The 16,480-nt window shown below is 66.0% G+C and carries 27 protein-coding genes; 16 read left to right on the top strand and 11 right to left on the bottom strand.

The genetic code is table 11. The features are described from left to right. Positions 1–4 precede the first annotated feature (4 nt). The 3 genes from A5658_RS10490 to A5658_RS27485 form a co-directional block, all read right to left on the bottom strand. A complete protein-coding gene (locus A5658_RS10490; protein ID WP_156751374.1) occupies positions 5–1,336 on the bottom strand; it encodes a hypothetical protein in 1,332 nt (443 codons plus the stop codon). 168 nt (positions 1,337–1,504) lie between these two features. Then, a complete protein-coding gene (locus A5658_RS10485) occupies positions 1,505–1,693 on the bottom strand; it encodes a hypothetical protein (RefSeq protein WP_156751373.1) in 189 nt (62 codons plus the stop codon). A 10-nt stretch (positions 1,694–1,703) separates the two neighbouring features. After that, positions 1,704–2,036, bottom strand: a complete 333-nt coding sequence (locus tag A5658_RS27485; protein ID WP_082993074.1) for a hypothetical protein — start codon at positions 2,034–2,036, stop codon at positions 1,704–1,706. Positions 2,037–2,255: 219 nt separating this feature from the next. On the opposite strand from A5658_RS27485, the gene A5658_RS10480 reads away from it, so the two are divergent. From A5658_RS10480 to A5658_RS10460, 6 genes are all read left to right on the top strand, one after another. Next, the gene (locus A5658_RS10480; RefSeq protein ID WP_067333741.1) at positions 2,256–2,660 is read left to right on the top strand and encodes a hypothetical protein; all 405 of its coding nucleotides are present in this window, start codon (positions 2,256–2,258) and stop codon (positions 2,658–2,660) included. After that, positions 2,660–2,821 (top strand): hypothetical protein, encoded by a 162-nt coding sequence (locus tag A5658_RS28040; protein ID WP_156751372.1) that lies wholly within the window; start codon positions 2,660–2,662, stop codon positions 2,819–2,821. Before A5658_RS10480 ends, A5658_RS28040 begins: the two co-directional genes overlap by 1 nt. A gap of 63 nt (positions 2,822–2,884) precedes the next feature. Further along, positions 2,885–3,118 (top strand): hypothetical protein, encoded by a 234-nt coding sequence (locus A5658_RS10475; RefSeq protein WP_067333739.1) that lies wholly within the window; start codon positions 2,885–2,887, stop codon positions 3,116–3,118. Continuing rightward, entirely contained in the window at positions 3,115–3,378 is a 264-nt protein-coding gene (locus tag A5658_RS10470) for a hypothetical protein (protein WP_067333737.1), read from the top strand. Before A5658_RS10475 ends, A5658_RS10470 begins: the two co-directional genes overlap by 4 nt. 294 nt (positions 3,379–3,672) lie before the next feature. Next, positions 3,673–4,119, top strand: a complete 447-nt coding sequence (locus A5658_RS10465) for a hypothetical protein (protein ID WP_067333734.1) — start codon at positions 3,673–3,675, stop codon at positions 4,117–4,119. Then, the gene (locus A5658_RS10460) at positions 4,106–5,932 is read left to right on the top strand and encodes a hypothetical protein (protein ID WP_067333731.1); all 1,827 of its coding nucleotides are present in this window, start codon (positions 4,106–4,108) and stop codon (positions 5,930–5,932) included. The genes A5658_RS10465 and A5658_RS10460 overlap by 14 nt, the downstream gene beginning before the upstream one ends. Positions 5,933–6,000: 68 nt before the next feature. Here the strand turns inward: A5658_RS10460 and A5658_RS10455 are convergent, their stop codons facing one another. Continuing rightward, positions 6,001–6,483 (bottom strand): hypothetical protein, encoded by a 483-nt coding sequence (locus A5658_RS10455; protein WP_156751371.1) that lies wholly within the window; start codon positions 6,481–6,483, stop codon positions 6,001–6,003. Positions 6,484–6,551: 68 nt separating this feature from the next. Here A5658_RS10455 and A5658_RS10450 point away from each other — a divergent pair, with 68 nt between their 5' ends. Continuing rightward, positions 6,552–8,498 (top strand): serine/threonine-protein kinase PknD, encoded by a 1,947-nt coding sequence (locus A5658_RS10450; protein WP_067333725.1) that lies wholly within the window; start codon positions 6,552–6,554, stop codon positions 8,496–8,498. An 81-nt stretch (positions 8,499–8,579) separates the two neighbouring features. On the opposite strand, the gene A5658_RS10445 is transcribed toward A5658_RS10450, so the two are convergent. Together A5658_RS10445 and A5658_RS10440 are read right to left on the bottom strand one after the other, a co-directional pair. Then, positions 8,580–9,110, bottom strand: a complete 531-nt coding sequence (locus tag A5658_RS10445) for a hypothetical protein (protein ID WP_067333722.1) — start codon at positions 9,108–9,110, stop codon at positions 8,580–8,582. Continuing rightward, positions 9,110–9,661, bottom strand: a complete 552-nt coding sequence (locus A5658_RS10440; RefSeq protein WP_231997270.1) for a hypothetical protein — start codon at positions 9,659–9,661, stop codon at positions 9,110–9,112. Before A5658_RS10440 ends, A5658_RS10445 begins: the two co-directional genes overlap by 1 nt. Before the next feature lie 396 nt (positions 9,662–10,057). Here A5658_RS10440 and A5658_RS10435 point away from each other — a divergent pair, with 396 nt between their 5' ends. Further along, positions 10,058–10,774 (top strand): hypothetical protein, encoded by a 717-nt coding sequence (locus tag A5658_RS10435; RefSeq protein ID WP_067333720.1) that lies wholly within the window; start codon positions 10,058–10,060, stop codon positions 10,772–10,774. 17 nt (positions 10,775–10,791) lie between these two features. On the opposite strand, the gene A5658_RS10430 is transcribed toward A5658_RS10435, so the two are convergent. From A5658_RS10430 to A5658_RS10410, 5 genes are read right to left on the bottom strand one after another with little or no spacing between them, the layout of a single operon-like run. Next, a complete protein-coding gene (locus A5658_RS10430) occupies positions 10,792–11,058 on the bottom strand; it encodes a hypothetical protein (protein ID WP_156751370.1) in 267 nt (88 codons plus the stop codon). Continuing rightward, complete coding sequence (locus A5658_RS10425) at positions 11,055–11,399, bottom strand: hypothetical protein (RefSeq protein WP_082993073.1); 345 nt, start codon at positions 11,397–11,399, stop codon at positions 11,055–11,057. The genes A5658_RS10430 and A5658_RS10425 overlap by 4 nt, the downstream gene beginning before the upstream one ends. A 21-nt stretch (positions 11,400–11,420) precedes the next feature. Continuing rightward, the gene (locus tag A5658_RS10420) at positions 11,421–11,666 is read right to left on the bottom strand and encodes a hypothetical protein (protein ID WP_067333713.1); all 246 of its coding nucleotides are present in this window, start codon (positions 11,664–11,666) and stop codon (positions 11,421–11,423) included. Continuing rightward, on the bottom strand, positions 11,663–11,971 hold the full coding sequence (locus A5658_RS10415; protein ID WP_067333711.1) for a hypothetical protein: 309 nt from the start codon (positions 11,969–11,971) through the stop codon (positions 11,663–11,665). The genes A5658_RS10420 and A5658_RS10415 overlap by 4 nt, the downstream gene beginning before the upstream one ends. A gap of 36 nt (positions 11,972–12,007) precedes the next feature. Continuing rightward, positions 12,008–12,439 carry a hypothetical protein gene (locus A5658_RS10410; RefSeq protein WP_067333709.1) on the bottom strand — a complete coding sequence of 144 codons (432 nt, stop codon included), beginning with the start codon at positions 12,437–12,439 and terminating at the stop codon, positions 12,008–12,010. A gap of 268 nt (positions 12,440–12,707) precedes the next feature. On the opposite strand from A5658_RS10410, the gene A5658_RS10405 reads away from it, so the two are divergent. The 8 genes from A5658_RS10405 (at position 12,708) to A5658_RS10385 (ending at position 16,401) form a co-directional block, all read left to right on the top strand. Next, entirely contained in the window at positions 12,708–12,848 is a 141-nt protein-coding gene (locus tag A5658_RS10405; RefSeq protein WP_156751369.1) for a hypothetical protein, read from the top strand. A 3-nt stretch (positions 12,849–12,851) separates the two neighbouring features. Then, positions 12,852–13,193: a hypothetical protein gene (locus A5658_RS10400; RefSeq protein WP_156751368.1), complete on the top strand. Its 342-nt coding sequence runs from the start codon at positions 12,852–12,854 to the stop codon at positions 13,191–13,193. Between the two features lie 26 nt (positions 13,194–13,219). Beyond that, on the top strand, positions 13,220–13,540 hold the full coding sequence (locus A5658_RS10395) for a hypothetical protein (RefSeq protein ID WP_156751367.1): 321 nt from the start codon (positions 13,220–13,222) through the stop codon (positions 13,538–13,540). Positions 13,541–13,565: 25 nt separating this feature from the next. Continuing rightward, complete coding sequence (locus A5658_RS28035; protein WP_156751366.1) at positions 13,566–13,742, top strand: hypothetical protein; 177 nt, start codon at positions 13,566–13,568, stop codon at positions 13,740–13,742. Between the two features lie 65 nt (positions 13,743–13,807). Next, positions 13,808–13,966: a hypothetical protein gene (locus A5658_RS28030; protein WP_156751365.1), complete on the top strand. Its 159-nt coding sequence runs from the start codon at positions 13,808–13,810 to the stop codon at positions 13,964–13,966. A gap of 124 nt (positions 13,967–14,090) precedes the next feature. Further along, positions 14,091–14,477 (top strand): hypothetical protein, encoded by a 387-nt coding sequence (locus A5658_RS10390; protein WP_067333698.1) that lies wholly within the window; start codon positions 14,091–14,093, stop codon positions 14,475–14,477. A gap of 181 nt (positions 14,478–14,658) precedes the next feature. Beyond that, complete coding sequence (locus A5658_RS28025) at positions 14,659–14,814, top strand: hypothetical protein (RefSeq protein ID WP_156751364.1); 156 nt, start codon at positions 14,659–14,661, stop codon at positions 14,812–14,814. A 132-nt stretch (positions 14,815–14,946) separates the two neighbouring features. Next, positions 14,947–16,401, top strand: a complete 1,455-nt coding sequence (locus A5658_RS10385; RefSeq protein ID WP_156751363.1) for a UvrD-helicase domain-containing protein — start codon at positions 14,947–14,949, stop codon at positions 16,399–16,401. The last annotated feature ends 79 nt before the right edge of the window (positions 16,402–16,480 follow it).

Here is a 16,480-nt window from a genome sequence, read left to right as displayed (position 1 = left end):
CGAGTTACCGCAGGAAGGTGTCGCGCCACGCTGGCGGGATGACTTCGATGTCCAGGGCGAACATGGCGGCGCCGCGATCGTCGGTGAAATCGCGCCAATGTGTGCAGCTGACAGCGATCTCGGGATGCTCGGCGAGGTAACGGGCCGCGCGCGCAAAGACGTTGCTTTGCTGCTGGTTCGTGGGGTCGGGGCCGACGAAGGAGATGACGGCCGTCACGCTGGCGTAGGTCATGTCGCCGAGGTGTTGGACGCCGGCGATGATCCGATTGAGTTCGGTGAAATGGCGTTCACCGAAATACGGTGTCACGGCGGCGGCGTGCGCGCTGCCGTCAGTGTTGGCGGGCAACGGATTACTGCTTGCCGGCCAGAGCTTGCAGTCATTGTTGCGGCGCCGCAGCAGGAGTTGATCACGGTCGAGGCAGATGAACACATCGTTGACGACCTTGTGTTCGTCGACGGCCGCAGCGAATGCGGCCGAGCCCGTGGAGACGACGAGGAAACCGTCCGCGGTGGCAGTCATGCGGAGGTGGTCGTGCCAATAGTCGCGGGAGCGTTGGGAGAGGTCCTCCGCGTCGTCCTCGCGATTGGTGTGCATCACAAGATCTGGTGTGTGCGGGCAGATCGCGATCAGACCGGGACCGGTCTGCTCACTGATGCGCTGCGCGATCGTCACGACAAGGAAGGCCGCTAACCAATTTCCGCGGAAGGCGGGGTCGATGAAGACGTCCTCGACGAGCAACCCCCATCGCCCATCCTCGTCGGCGTCGAGCAAACCGGGCCGGGGAACATCCCCTGGGAATAGGGGCGCGTAAACCGATGTGGCCGTTGCACTTTCAGCGCCAGCCGACGCCGGGGTAGCGTCCAGGCTGATGAGCAAGAAATCCGCGTAGCCGCCGATCACGACGGACTCGGGGCCGTCAGCGTCGACCAGGTGCAGGTAGGCGCGTGCCCGCATCGCGTGCGGGGCGCCGGCACTGTGATTGGGCTCGAGGTGCACGCTGGGTATCTGGAACGCCGGCATCTTATGCGTGGGCAGCGCGTCCGCGTAGGCGCCGAGCTGCATGACCGTCTCTAGGCTCGGCGCGCCATGTCCGCTCGGTGTTGATAGGTGGCCGGTGTCGGTGAGGCATACCTGGAGCACTCGCTGATACTCCATCGCCAGCACGGCGGCGATCGCTTCGAGGACGGGCCGATCCGGTAGCCGACGAACTCCGTGGCTGCGCCATTCCTGAAGGGTGTGAGGCGCGATCGCGAGCCGCCGAGCAACGTCGGTATCGCTGAGGCCCCACCGGGCCGCGAAGCCGTCGATGAGACCCATCAGGCGCGGGTTGGGCACTGGCGCCGCATCCTCCATAACTGTCCATGGTCGACGTGACTGCAGGTGGCCGTCAATCACGCCACGCGTTTCCCGCGCCTCAAGTCTGTCGGTACGTCAAAGCCATTGCGGTGTATGCCCATTTCGCGTCGGCGTCTGCGTTTTATCCGGCGATACGGGCTGGCGCGGTCAACCGAGCGAGACGGGCCGGCCTAGCGCGGCCAGGAGCTCACCCACGCGCCCCGACAGCTGCGCAGCCTCCGTGCTACCGGCGCTGGCGAAATCGTCTGGGTCGGCCGCGCGCTCGTACTGACGGTGCCAGTGCGCGAGCTCGTCGAGAATCCGCGCGACATCGGGCCGGTCAGACAGCGGCCTCACGCCCGAAGTGTCAGGAGGCACCGCGCACCTCCGAGAAGTGGTCGCGGCCCGAGCGTTCAACGGCGCGGTCCCAGTCGACGCCGACGGCGTCGCAGAGATGGCGCAGGTCACCGAGCAGATCGGAAACACTTGATTGAAGGTCCTCGTTGACCGTCGCGTCGTTGAGGTAAGCGCCGTAAGCCATAAGCGCCTGAGCGCCCCGCGCCGCACGAATATCGTTGTCCCGCTGAATGTCCTGCGATGTCACGCCACACGACAGCGATTTTGTTGTCGTATGCGTGAAATGGCCGGCGAGGTCGCGGATGGACCTCGCTGCGATCCACGGAGCGGGATACGCACCCATGCTGGCCTCCTTGTCGTTTGCCGCACGCTACGTCGCACAGGCGGCCAAGCCGTGGATCTGGTGATGTGTCTGAGCGATTTCTGGCGCCGTGTGTGCGTGTCGGGAAAAAGATGCGGCGACACGGCCGACCTTCGTGCCGACCACTGCGCGTGCCGGGCACGATGCGCGTGACGACCCTCCGCAGGGTCCGCCGCGCTGCCGACAACCAGGAGAAATGAGATGGGCCACGAGCCGGCTTCCCACAGCGCGGACCTCCGTCTGGAAAACGACCTCGCCGCCGTCTTACGGGCCAGCTTCAATGGATCGCTGCGTGCAGAGCCGAACGGGTCCGAATGGATTGACGCCAAGAGCATTTCAGTCCAAGTACCGCAATTGTCGTTCCTGCTGGCGGAGGCCGCGCGCCCTGAAATCGAGACCGACGAGGAATTCGACGAGCTGCCGATCTTCACGGTCTTACGCGATGCGGTCGGCGTGGTCTGCGAACTGCAGGACACGTCCAACGATGAGGACGGCTCCAGCAAGGATTGGTTCGCGGTTGGCGACGGCCAGCCGACCACAGTCGAGTTGCCGGCCCTGCTCCTCTACGCGCCCGTCTCAACTCAGGAACAGGGGTATGAGGATTGATGGAACCGACGGATCACGAGTGGTATCGCGACGCATTGACGACGGCGTATCGGGCGCTGGACGGTGATTCGAATGACGCCGAGCACGACGCCCTGGTTGGCCTCGTTGAGGTTGCCGAGGATGCGTTGAAATCGGCGGGTGTCGCGCTGCCGAGTCGCTAGTGCGCTGGGTTCGCCACAGCGAGCACATTGCCCACTGTGGGAAAGTGGGTTATCGTGGTTGGGGTGAGCGAGCTTGCATTCGTCGAAACCGACAGCCGGAGCCGCGCGGTACTTCCCGGCCGCCCCAACCAGCGCTTCGTTATGCGTGAGAACCCCGACGGCAGCGTCCTGCTACAGCCAGCGGTCGTGGTCACCAACGCCCAGCTCGAATTCGACAGCGATCCCGAGCTTCGCGAGCTGCTGGCGCGCGCCACGGCCTCGCCGACGGTGCGGCGCGCACGTACCCGGCGGACGTGAGCGTGGAAGGCGACTATTCCCAGGTCGCCGACGCGCAGCTCGACGAACTGGAAGCGGGCCCGGATGTGGACCTGTACAACAGTGTCCTGGATACCGTCGAACTCATCTTCCGCATGCCTGGCCAAGCCCAGTCGCTGTCCACGGCGATCACCACTCCTGGCGGAATCCGCATGCGGCTTCCGGTGATCGGGCATCCTCCCTACAAAGTGTTCTGGTCGACGGACGGACCCCGGATCGAGGCGATCTTCCCGCATCCGTAGTCAGCCAATAAGGAGGACGGCACATGCTCTGCTACACAACTGAAGTCGAAGCTCGCGACGCTGGCGAACTCGTCTACCGCTCCCACGACGGATTGCAGGCGTGGTGCTTGTGCCCGGACTGCACAATCACGCACTCCGGGAGACGGAAGCGACGCACCCGACACGATCGCTGGGCACTCGCTCACTGCGACAGCCGCATCCGAGCAGACTTGGCTCGTAGCACCGACGCCGCAGACTCCGAAACGTGAAGAGCCACCGCGTTTTATCCTCCAACAACGACGTCTCCACGCCGTGATGGCTCCGCGCCCCGCCGAAGATGGGGCGGCCGGCGACGCCGCCGAGTTGCAGCGCCTCCAGCACGAGATCCGCGCCGCCATCAAAGAGCGCTCCGACATCGAGCAACGGCTGGCCAACCCGGATGCCCTCCGCGCGGCGACAGCCCGTGCACACCGAGACCGTGACGCGGTCACCAACCCACTGCTCGACGAGGCCCGCGGCAAGGTCTCCGCGGACATCGCGGCCCTCAACGAAGCGTGGCGGCACGTCGACACCGTCACCCGCAGTATCGACCGCCTCAACGACCTGATCGAGCACGCACCCGCGCACATCCGTCGGCACCGAGACGCGATCGCCGAGTCGTTGCCCAATGTTCGTCAGGCCCGCGCCAAAATCGCCGAACGGTTACGGGCGGCTGGGCTGGAAAGCCTGCTGCCCGAGGAGGCGGGCGATGGCGCGCGGTAAGTACAAGACCCGCAAACAGAATCGCGACGCCACCCAGCTCGCCGAGGACCTGGCGGCGGCCCGGGCGCAGCTGGCCGCCGAGCAGGCCCGGCTGTCGGCGATGCGCGAACGTGCCGCCGCCGCTGCCGCGCTGCGCGCCGAGCTCGCTGACGCGGTCGCGGCGCGTGATGCGGTCTGCGCGCCGCAGTTGGAGCGGATCGCCGCTGACCGAGACGTGATCAGGGCGTCGACCCGGCAGCTGGATGAGGCGGTTCGTGAGCTTCGCCGGCATTCGCAGAAGATCACCGACTGGGGCTGGGAGACGTTCGGCCCGGAATCGTTCTACGCCCTCTTGAGTGGGAACCGGGCGACCTTGACCGAGGGTGTGGTGTCGACGCGGCTGGACACTGCTGCGGCCGAACTCATTCAGCGGGCCAGGGGCCTGCGCACCACAGCCTCCGTGGATTTCACGGCGGCGCAGAAGATGGCGCTCGCGACGGCGACAGCGGCCGCGACCGGGGTGGCGCTGCCTGATGGCGTGAGCGACGTCGACGGCCCTGCGTGGGACGCGTATGTCGATGAGGTGCAGAAGGATTCGGCTGCGGTCATCGCGTTCAAGTCGCCGCCGCCCTGGCTGGATATCGGGGCAGATGATGCGCACCCGGTAAGCCAAGCGTTGGGGGCGAACCCGCGGGGTGCGGCAGTGACCGTCGACGCGGCCGCCCCGGTGCCCACAGCGGTTGAGTTGTCGACCGGATCCGCCGCCCTGCGCGACGCCGCGACCGCCGCCGGGGCCGCCGCGGTAGCGGACGCGCTCATCGAGGGTTTGCAGGACAACGTCACCCGGGCGTGCGACTCGCACATCCCAGCCATGGTGGCCAGCGGATCGGCGTACCCGGCGCCGGCCGACGCGGCGGCGCTGCAAGCCTGGTACGCGGTGTCCGCTCTCGGTGCGTGGGGCCGCGTGCGCACCGAAACGAACGGCCGGATCGCGGTGGCCGCCGCGGCCGCCGTCCCGTTTTGGCTGCCGCCCGGCCACACGATCGCCTACCTGGACTCCGAACCGCTCACCGGGGAAGACATCGACGACATGCGGCTGCCGTTCGCTCAGGTGCTGGTGACCTTCGCCGAACCGGCGCGCCTGCCGGCCACCGCACGCGAAGCGCTCGCAGATGATCCGCGGCTGCGCTGGATCGACCATCTCGTCGGGACGGGCAAGAAACTGCCCGACGTCAAAGACATGGTGATCGCCGGCACGGACAGCCTGCAGTCGCCGACGATGTCGCTGTGGGACGCCATCGGTGGCCGCGGCGCTCACGTGGAGGCAGTCTTGCTGCTGGCCGACGCGCACGGGCACCTCGACGACCTGTTCGCCTGGTGCGTGGCGATCCCCTCCTACGTAGCCAGAGGCACGTTGGGCCGCTGGGTCATTCCCGCGTCGCGTAGTGCGACCGGGTATGCGAATCTGGTGGCCAACGCGGCGGCCGCGGCCGCGTGGGCCGACTGGCATCGCCCCGGCCACGGCAGTGCCGCCGCAGACGAGGCAACCAGTCCCGAGGTAGGGGAGCCGACCCGGCAGCAGCGGCCTGAAGACACCGTGCACGTCCTCAACGTGACCGCCACCACCTCGGCAGACGACCAACCCACAGCCACAGGTGAACCGACCGGTCGCACGACCGCGCCGCACCGCCGACGCGGCCACTGGCGTCGCCAACACTTCGGGCCAGGCCGCGCTCAGATCCGCCGCGTCCGGATCGCGCCCGTGATGGTCAACGCGGGCCGTCTCGGCGCAGATCGGCCCCAGATCTATCGCCTGCCGGCGCCCACGACGTGAGGCGCGTCTCAACCAGCGCCCGATGAGTTCGGTTGCGGGACAGTCGATGTCAATTGCGCCCGCTCGGGTTAGTCGCCGAGCGCCGTGACGCCGTCCTGGCCAAGATCTGAACGGTCAAGATAAATCCCACGCCGCCGAAAGGAGGTCGGAGTGCCCCGCAGAGCCTGGGCGCGCGCCGACGGTAATGGCGACACCCACCACGGCGTCGTCAGGAATCGATCAGGGCCCTCAGCCCACTCCGGCGCGGCCACGCCGACACGTGAGGCGAGATGCTCGGCGATCGCGGCCAGCAGGGCGTCGAAGCGTGCGGACCCAGTCGAAGGTGGTTCGCACCCGGCGAGGGCCATCGCGGCGGCGCCGGCTTCGTCAGCGCCTCGGCAGAACTCGAAAAACAACCGCAGCCGCACCTTGTCTGTCGGTGCGGCCGCGATGAGATCTGCTGCCTGGGTGAGTGTTAACGAACCCACCGGCGGTAGAACGTCGAAACCAGCCTCGCGCGGATTCAGCGCCCCGGCCCCGTCGGCGTCTCGATCCTGCGGCCCCGGATTCACAGCCTTCAACGTAAGCGCCAAAATGATGCACAGCACCCCGATAACTGCAGGCAGGCGAGGAGTGAGTCGTGGTTGACGAGCCGACCGCCGGCGACACCACGCCTGGGCTGCGGACAGGGCAGCTGTTCGGGCACTACCGGCTGCGTCGCCTGCTGGGCCGCGGCGGGTTCGGCGAGGTCTATGAAGCCGACGACACCACCATGGACCGAGCCGTCGCCCTCAAGCTGCTCGCGGCCCCGTACTCGCAGAACGACGTCTTCCGGCAACGGCTCTTCCGAGAGGCGCGCAACGCGGGAAAGCTGCACGACCCGCACGTAGTGCCGATCCACCACTGCGGGGAGATCGACGGCCAGCTCTACATCGACATGCGGCTCATCAAGGGCACCGATCTGCAGAAAGTGCTCACCCGGCGCGCGCCGCTGAGCCCCGTTCGCGCAGTGGCGATCGTGCGCCAGATCGCCGCCGCGCTCGACGCCGCCCACAGCGCCGGTATGGTCCACCGCGACATCAAGCCGGCCAACATTCTGCTCGCCGATGACGACTTCGCGTGCCTGGTCGATTTCGGGCTGGCGAACGCGGCCACCGACGCCAATCTGACGAGCACCGGCACCACGATCGGCACCTTCGCCTACATGGCGCCGGAACGATTCAGCAACACCGACGTCGATCTCCGCGCCGACATCTACGCGCTGGCCTGCGTCCTCTACGAATGCCTGACCGGGGCCCCTCCCTACCCGACTGGTGATCTGCCCGCGCTGATCAACGCGCACCTGACCGCGCCGATCCCGCGCCCAAGCCAGCGCCGCCCGGAGATCCCCGCCGCATTCGACGATGTCATCGCCGTCGGCCTCGCGAAAGACCCGAAGAACCGTTTCGAGCACGCCAGCGACCTCGCCAGCGTGGCCCGCCACGCGTTGCGGCCGTCCGGGCAGCGCCAGGCCGACATCATCGCGGCCACCACGCAGGCAGCTCGCCAACCCACACGGCAAGCCGCCGCCGCGCCGGTCGCGTCGCCGGCGGAAACTCCGGCCGCCCGCCGGCCCCGGCGCATCGCACTGGCGGTCTCGATGGCGGCGATCGCTCTGGTTGGCGTGGTCGTCGCTGCGGTGGTCATCCTGTGGCCATCACCGCCGACGACCCCGCCCGCCCGGAACGCCCCGCCGTCGCAGAGCGAACTGCCGTTCGTCGGCCTCAATAGTCCCGAGGGGGTGGCGGTGGATTCCGACGGCGACGTGTACGTCGTCGACGACGTCGGCACCGACAGCCGCGTGTACGAGCTGCCGACGGGATCGACCACCCCGATCACGCTGCCCATCACGGGCGTGAAGTATCCCCGCGCATTGGCGGTGGATGCGAGCCACAACGTCTACGTCGCCAACGCCTACGAAAACGCCCGGATCGTCAAACTGCCGGCCGGCTCAAACACCCCAGTGGTGTTGCCGTTCCGAGGCCTGTTTCAACCGCACGGGCTGGCGGTCGACTCATCGGGCACCGTCTACGTCACCGACACAACCGGACCTCCCGGAGTCACCAGCCGCAACGTCGTGATGAAACTGCCGGCGGGATCGAACACCCCGGTCGATGTGCCGTTCGCCGGCCTGACCGGACCCTGGGGAGTGGCGGTGGATACCACCGGCAACGTCTACGCCCTCGACCAAAGCGGCGCCACCAACCAGGCCGTGCAGAAGCTGCCAAATGGGTGGCGCACCTCGTTCACCCTGCCGTTCACCGGACTCAACGGCCCCGACGGCATCGCGGTCGACGGCGCCGACAACGTCTACGTCGCCGACACATGGGGATACGTCACCACTCTCAACGCCCCCCGCCCGAACACCCGCAACCGGGTGCTCAAACTGAGCACCGGCACCGACTCCGCAGTCGAGCTGCCATTCACCGGACTCGACCGCCCCAGCGGCATCGCCGTGGACAACACCGGCAACGTGTACGTCACCGACAGCGTCACCGACGCCAACAACCAACGACACGGCCGGGTGCTCAAACTTGCCGCTGGGTGACACGCAGAGGGGTGTCGGTCCTTGCCGGTTACCGTCCCGGCGGCTTTCGGCCGACCGAGAGCCGCGTCACCGCCGCCGCCCCTAGATGTTGGCGATGATCCGTTCGAAGAACAGTTCTTGCGCGCCGAAGTGCTTCTGACGGCCGAAGTAGCGCTGCACGACGCTTTCGATGTCGCGTTCGTTCGTATAGCCGAGCAGGCGGCACAACAGTGCGGCGTCTTTGAGGTCCCCATCGGATTGTCGCGACGTCATTGCCTTCATGGCGAGCACATACTCAGGCGAGGCGATCGAGATGGTGAGCGCTGGGCCGATCTTGACCCCGTGAGGATGGTCGTCGTCGCGAGGAGGCATCATTTGCGCGACGCCGTCGCTAAGCCAGCGCGGCCCAACATGCTGCGCGGCCGCGACCGACTGCGCGGCCGCGAGGATCACGTCGCGCGGCTCGAAGGTGCCATCAATGTCTTCGGTGACTCGAGTTGCGTTGTACGCCAACGCCATTGCTGCTCCGCCCACCACGAAGATCGTTCCGCCCACTCCGCGGCGCTGCAACTCCAGGTCGAGCTCGACCAGGAGCTCGTTGATCCGGGCCGCGTCGAATTGCCCCTCAGTCATCAGACCCCCTCAAGATTTCCTGATGCCAGGATCACATTGCGATCTTGTAATTCAATGGGTGTGCGCAGGTAGTCGAGCCAGCGCCACCGGCCCGCGCCGAGCGGGTCAAACAGCTCCTCGGAGTAGCGGATCGGATCATCACACCAGGCCAGGATGTCTGGGTCGCTGACGTTATCTAGCCCGGTCATCATCGCGACACCGGCGATCAGCGCGTCCCACCCGCGGCGGCCTGTGGCGGGCGCGGGTGCGTGGAAGGCGTCGATGTCAGCGGGGGCCACCAGGGTGGCGGCATCAAGCACGGACTCGCGCACCAACCTGACCGCGAACGACGCGTCAGTTTCTGCTGCGATGAGGGCGGAGAGGCGACCGTAGGTGGTGAGGCGATCTCGCAAGATCATGGAGCTGGTGGGGGAGAGCTTTCGCGCTAATTTGATCGCCTGCCCCGCCAGCGCCGGCACAGCGGTAGGGCTGCGGCGTTGCCAACGCGATAGATCGGCCTCTGGCAGTCCAGTTACCCAGGCCAACTCGTCGATCGTCAGCTGGGCGCTCATCATGCAAACATCTCACGAAAGACGCGAAATGCGTCGCCGCAACCAGCAACGACGCCGGAAAAATCGCGACCGTGCTGGCCGCGAATCCGGATACCAAAACGCCACCGCCACGTCGCGGCGACTTCCCTACTCCTGCCTGTAGAGAGCCTGCCCGAACACCAAAGCGCCCAACTCGGACACGCACCAGTCCTTCGGCATCCGGGTGCGGCGCCAACGCCCCGAACCGAGCTCGCCGTCGTAGTTCCTGCGGGATAATTAACGCAGGCGAAACAGGCCCTCTGAGCAGGTTCGTAAGCGTGAAAGTGCCCTACTAGTAGGTCATTTCGCGAAGATGCGCCCCGCCAGCAAACAGCGTATTCAGCCTCCACGCTGCGCGGGCCGGTCCATACTGACCGTATGTCGCTCATTGGTGACGACCCCGATTTGTGGCCCTACGCATTCGGGATGGACGACACCCCAAAGTGGGCAATGCCGTGGGTGAAACCGGGGGCGCTGGCCCAGCGGGTGCTTGCGGTTCTGCCGGCTCCGTTGCGCGCATGCGCGACCGGTTTCACGTTCGACGCCGAAGAGTTCTACGCGACGTGCTACGACGAGGATGAACCTCCTCGCCGGCTCAGCCCCGCGGAGAAATCCATTCGCGGACTCGGGGAGCGGATGGAATGGCGGATCGAGCGGGTCTGGGCACTGGACGACGAGTCCACCTCAGAAGAAATCGCCGCATATGAGAAAGGTTTCACGACTGTCGCTGGGTGCGGTATCAACCCGCGCTGTCTTGATGACTACAGCGTGCGCGCGTGGGAGGTACTCGCGACGATCGGGTATGACGACGATGATCCAGACTGGGAGCTCGGCGCTGACGCCGAATCCCTCGAAGTCCACAGCGCTGCCCTCGAGTGGGCCCAAGCCGGTGTTGTTGTACTTCAGCAGAGCCTTCCGTGGCCGTTCGTGGACGTCTTGCCGTACAGCATTAACGACAACCGGCCTGCGCATCGGGTGCTGTACGCCTACGCCTCGTTACTGGCAATGAAGTCGATGCGTCAAGCGAAGCCGTGGTTTCGGGCAATGCTCTACATGAATCCAAACGACAATCTCGGCATCTCTTATGCGGTCTGAAGTTTCGCTAGACAGCGCTATCCCGACGAGCTGCGGTTCGCACCGGTCGGTGCGGGATAGGTCTCGGTGAGCTGGTCGACGTGCCAGCGTTCGCGTTGTCCAGTCAGCTGGGCGCCGGGTAGTTCAGAACCGTCGGTTCCCCAGTCGACGTATACGAGGTTCGGATCGGTGTCCGAGGTTGCGACGACGCGCCCGTATTGTCTTGCACGCCAATAGTTGTCGCGCCAGGGCGGATCGAGTTGCAGGGCTACAGAGTCGTGAAGTTTCGCCGCGGCCATGGTCATGCGACCTGTTCGGCTTCGATGCTGACGCGCTGCCATCCTTCGCGGCGGGACAGACCGAAGGCGATCTCGCCGATGGTGACGACATCGCCGATGCTGAGGCTGCGGTTACTGCGCTGGCGGTAGTCGATCGCCCATGGCGTGGTCGGGGTGGGCATGTTGAGTTGGTCAAAAACCAGAGCTAGAGCCTGTTTTGGGATGCCGCCGGTGAGTTGTGCGACCAGTTGAGTGTCGAGGTCGAAGGTGGCTGCTCTCGCGAGTGGGTCGCCTTCGGTGTAGCCGACGAAGAAATGGTCGCCGTCGCCCTGGTTGAGGTACACGGTGGTCTGGACTGTGGTGCTCACGATGGTGGTCTGGTGGGGTAGCTATGCGGTCCGCTCGACCGTTGGCATCGCTGCGTAGTGCTGACCAGGCAGGGGTAGTGATTCAGAACTGCCGCTGTGGGTTTCGGCGTAGTCGCGTGCCTCGTGCGCTTCTTCATCGGTGAATGCGCGGGTCTTCGCGGGATGGCCAGGAACGCGCACCAAAATCGTCAACTCGCTGATGGAATCGACGAGAGGCTGGCGGGGTTTGGCGTGAATGGTGTTGCTTACTTTGGCTTTAGCGGTCATGCGCAGAGCCTCAGTTCGTGGTCGAGGATCGCGACGAGGTCGCGGCACGCGCCGATGAGGCTGCTGTGGGAGCCTTGCTGTTCGGCGCGCTGGATTTCGTGGCCGAGGCGTTCGCGCTGGACGCGCAATTCGATGGTGATCGCGGGCCCGGGTAGTGGGCAGTCGGCCAGTAGGCAGTTGTCGACGAGGGTGGCCATGGCGGTGGCTTCCTGGAGCATCGCTGAGTCGAAACCGTCTCGCTCCCAGCGTTGTGCGATGGTGACGACGTTGTCGCGCACGGTTTGGATTGCGTCCCGATCGGTCATGGGCCTACCTGCCGAATCCGGTTGTACCGCAGGGTGTCACAGTGGTTGGTCATGGATGGGTACTTCTTCTGGGGCGCCGAGTGCGGTGACGCTGGGCGGCAGGACCGCGTTGCGGTGCCCGCGGGCTAGTTGCCGGCCGATGAGCCGCCACAGGCGCGCGCCGTGGTCGTATACCGCCGGCGCCAGGTACCAGGTCCAGCCGGTCGGGGTTCCGAGGAATCCGTCGCGCCGCATTTCAGTTGTGCTGTGGCCGGTGTCGGTGTCGATTGTGGTGTGGGGAGTTGCCCACTCGACTGAGACGAGGGCGTAGGTCTCGTCGGGGGAGTGTGCGCCTGGTCGGATGTCGTAGTCGGTCATCAGCGGCTCGGCAGGCGCGCCGGGTTCTGGGTGTCGCGGGAAGCCGTGGACGTAGCCCACCAGGACGATTGGTGGCCCAGCGGTTGGAATGGCCTCGACGTAGCCCTCCATGGTTTTCCTCTCGTAGCTTGGCCTCGTGCCGGCGGCGGTGGCGCGGCGGTCTGGTGCAGCAGTCGGCGTCAGGCTAAGCACGCTGCGCGGGTCGGCTGAATCTCCGACACGATTGGCGGACCTGTATTTGTGCTGTGGGAGTGACATTCCGGGAATGTGGGCGTCTCCGTTTTGAAAACGGTGGGCGACACGCGGCCGGTCGCGCATGGCGCTGCCAGCTGGCGGCACGATGGGCGACTGTTGGCATGTCGAAGGGTCTGTGTTCACGATGATGGTTGCTGCCGCCGGGTGTGTGAAGTATCGGTGCCGGATCCAGTCGACGAGGGTCCGCGGCTGGCAGCCGTGCGTGTTCGCCGCAGACGTGGTGGTGGTCGGCCGGGGCCTGGCCGCCGCCGGATTGGAGAAGTGACCGATGGCTGGATCAGGTACCCGTTTGCGGCTCAGCGCGGATCGCCGCACCATGCAGCTCCGTGGCGGTGACGGCCGGGTCGTCGTCATGCACTCGCAGCGCCCGGGCGGCTTCACCGACGCCGACGTCGATGCCACGCTGCGGGCCCGCCGGAACACGGTCGCCGGCCAAACCAATCGGACCCTGCGGGCCACCGTCGCCGGTCGCGACATCTGGTTGCACATCAACACCGGGCCACCCACGTGGTGGCGGCCGCGCATCATCACCGGCTGGACGGACTGGAAGCGCGAACTAGGGCTGGGATGGTTACGTGGCCTCGTCGTCGTCGCGATCGAACCCGCCTAGACCGCTCCTGGCGAAAAGTGCGTATCGTGAACGCGTTCCCGCTCCAGCGTGGCAGCAATGGCAGCGGCAATCGTGATCACGGGCGCCGTCTTCATTCGCCGGCACTGGAGGGCACGATGAGCGCGGCCGCCTCGCTGGTAACCCACCCCGAGCGCGACAGCGCGGGAACGATCGTGGATCAACCAGACACACCGGCATGGACCCCCGACGAACTGACGGGCGTGCCACCCGCTGCCGGCATGGTGAAAGTCCGGTGGAGCGACAGCGCTGACCCTGCCGCCCTGTTCTGGGAGTACTCCCACGAACTCTGTCCGGCACACGCGAACGACACGATGAAACGCAGTTAGCCACAACGCATTAGGGAGTGATGTCATGGGTATCCGCATCGAATACAGCATCCTCGACGGAGACGACACCACCGAAGAGTGGCGCGAGATCGGCCACGGCACTTCAGGCACTCAACGAAGCACCGAGGACGCCCTCGCCGCCCTCACCACCGATATCCGCAACAGTGCAGTGACACGCAAACACTTCGCCGCCGCTGAATAGCGCACGCTTCCAGACGATTCAGGACAACCAGCGCGCAAACGACCCGCACCACGATGGAGAAAGCGATGCCCGCCAGCAGAGTCGAATACGACCTGAAAATTCAGCGCCACCAGGTCCTCAAAGCCGCGGAAGAACACGGCTGGAGCCGCCGGGCCGCACCGAACTTCGACTACTTCGACCGCGTCGCCGCCGACCAATCGGTGACCGAAGTGCAGGTGTTCTAGTTCGACAACGGCAACGTCAACAGCGCCCGCATCATCGACCACACCAACAACACCAGCGTGCCCGCTGTGCGGCCGACTCTGCTGCCGACAGTGCTGAATTGGCTCACCGCCGGCGGATAAACCCATGGGCGAACAGCTTGACCTGAACCTGTGGCCGCGCCAACACGATCTGCCGCCGCGCTGGGACGGACTACCCGTCGAATGGGAGCCGTGGACACCGGGCACCGCGACGTTCATCTGCCCGCCACCCCGCAAACCGCTCACCTGCCACCGCTGCGGCGACCCCCGCCCACCACAGATCAGTATGGGCCGGATCTGGACCGACCCCGACACCGCGCCACCCGCGATCGGGATCGCCCGACTCCACAATGACCGCCACGTCGTCGCCGTCATCAGCGCGCACCGCTGCCCGAACTGCTCACACGACACCGTCCTGCAAGGCGATCAAGCCTGGGATCTCGACGACACCGACTACACCGACGAGGGCTCATGGAACAACGTGGCCACATGATGGCCGCCAAGCATCGGGGACCGCGGTTGGTCGGCGGCGGTGTTCATGCCGCTTGCCGGGCGGCTTTTCTCGGCGGCGCCGCGGTCGTGGAGATCGTGCCCGTTTAGTTGCGGCGGTCCCGGTGCCGGCCGCTCGGTGTTCGTAAAGTCCAAGCAATGAGGCTCGTGGGGCAGGAGAAATGATGGCGCGCTTCGCCGAAGCGATCAAGCGGCTGGAAGTAACCAGAGACGACCATCAGTCCAAGGCCCGTTTTCATCAAGAGCGAGCCGAGGAGTACCAGCGGGCTATCGACAAGCTCAGCCACGCTGAAGAACACCCGAATACACCGGAGGGCTAGGCCCGGCGCGCCGCGCTGGGACTCCTGTACGCCAGGCGTAGCAGTGGGCGTTGCGGCTGGTCGCCGAAAATAGTGCCCTAATTGTTGCGGCGGTCCCCGGCGCGACCGGGCTGTGTTCGTAAGGTCCGGGCTATGTCGAAGTTGAACCCGACGCGCGAGCAGGCGGCGATCGTCGCCGCAGCCCGGTCCGGGTCGAACCTGGTGATCCAGGCGGGCGCGGGCACCGGTAAGACCAGCACGCTGAAAATGGTGGCGCACGCCCTGGGCCGGCGCCCGACGCTGTACGTCGCGTACAACAAAGCGATCGCCCAAGAGGCCGGACGCGGATTCCCGCCGCATGTCAACTGCCGCACCGCCCACTCACTGGCATTCGGCGCCGTGGGCCGTCGCTTCGCGCACCGATTGAACGGCCCCCGTGAGCTTCCCGCTCGTCGCGCCGAAATCCTGGGAACGGGTTTCCTGGACCTCGGCCATCGGATCACGATCACCCCGGTACAGCTGGCGCGGATCGCGGTGGAGACCGTCACCCGCTTCTGCTACTCCGCCGACGATGACATCACCGCCGCGCACGTTCCACACCAGAACGGCGTACTCGGTGCGGCCCACGACGTGTTGGCCCACGCTGTCGTTCCCTACGCCCTGCGCGCCTGGGCGGACTTCAACGACCCCGACGGACTGCTGAAGTTTCAGCACGACCACTACCTCAAAATGTGGGCGCTGACCCGGCCGACGCTGGCCGCCGACGTCATCATGCTTGATGAAGCGCAAGACTCCAACCCTGTTGTCGCACAACTTGTTCTGCGCCAAAACAGCGCGCAGCAGATCGTCGTCGGCGACTCAAATCAATCTCTGTACGGATGGCGCGGCGCGGTAGACGCCCTAGGGTCATGGCCCGCCGATGCCCGCCTGTATCTGTCGCAGTCCTGGCGGTTCGGCCCAGCGATCGCTGACGAGGCCAATAAGTGGCTCGCCCAACTGGACACGCCGATGCGACTGCACGGCAGCCCCGTAATCCGTTCGCACATCGGTCCTTTAGATGATCCTCGCGCGGTGTTGTGCCGCACGAACGCCGAAGCCGTGACCCGCGTGATGGCTTTGCTCGCCGCCGGCCACAAGGTGGCCTTGGCCGGCGGTGGCGGCGAGATCCGCCGACTCGCCCAGGCAGCGACCGAGCTGAAGAACGGCGGCCGTACCAGCCATCCAGAACTATTCGTGTTCCCAACCTGGGCCGCGTTGCAGGAATACGTCGAAAGCGACGCCGCCGGTCGCGATCTCAAACCGTTCGTCGACCTGATCGACACCCACGGCGCCGACACCATTATCGACGCGATCGACGCGCTCGCCAGCGAGGACTACTGCCAGGTCCTGGTGAGCACATCACATCGAGCAAAGGGTCGGGAATTCGGAACAGTCTGCATTGCAAACGATTTCACCGAGCCGAGCGGACGCAGCGAGATACCGAAAGTCGATGCGATGCTGGCCTACGTCGCCGTGACCCGCGCCCGCAAACACCTCGACCGCGACGGCCTGGCCTGGATCGACAAGTACACCCCACGGCCCGCGGCACCACGCCCGATCGCCAGTTGACGGCCGCCGCTTATGCAATGGACACCACAGAAGGCGCGCAATACAGTCGCGCCGCCATCGCGCGGCGCCGACGCTGAAA

It is taken from the genome of Mycobacterium sp. 1245111.1 (assembly GCF_001673405.1).
Taxonomy (GTDB): Bacteria; Actinomycetota; Actinomycetes; order Mycobacteriales; family Mycobacteriaceae; genus Mycobacterium.
This window is presented reverse-complemented; position numbering and strand designations above follow the sequence as displayed.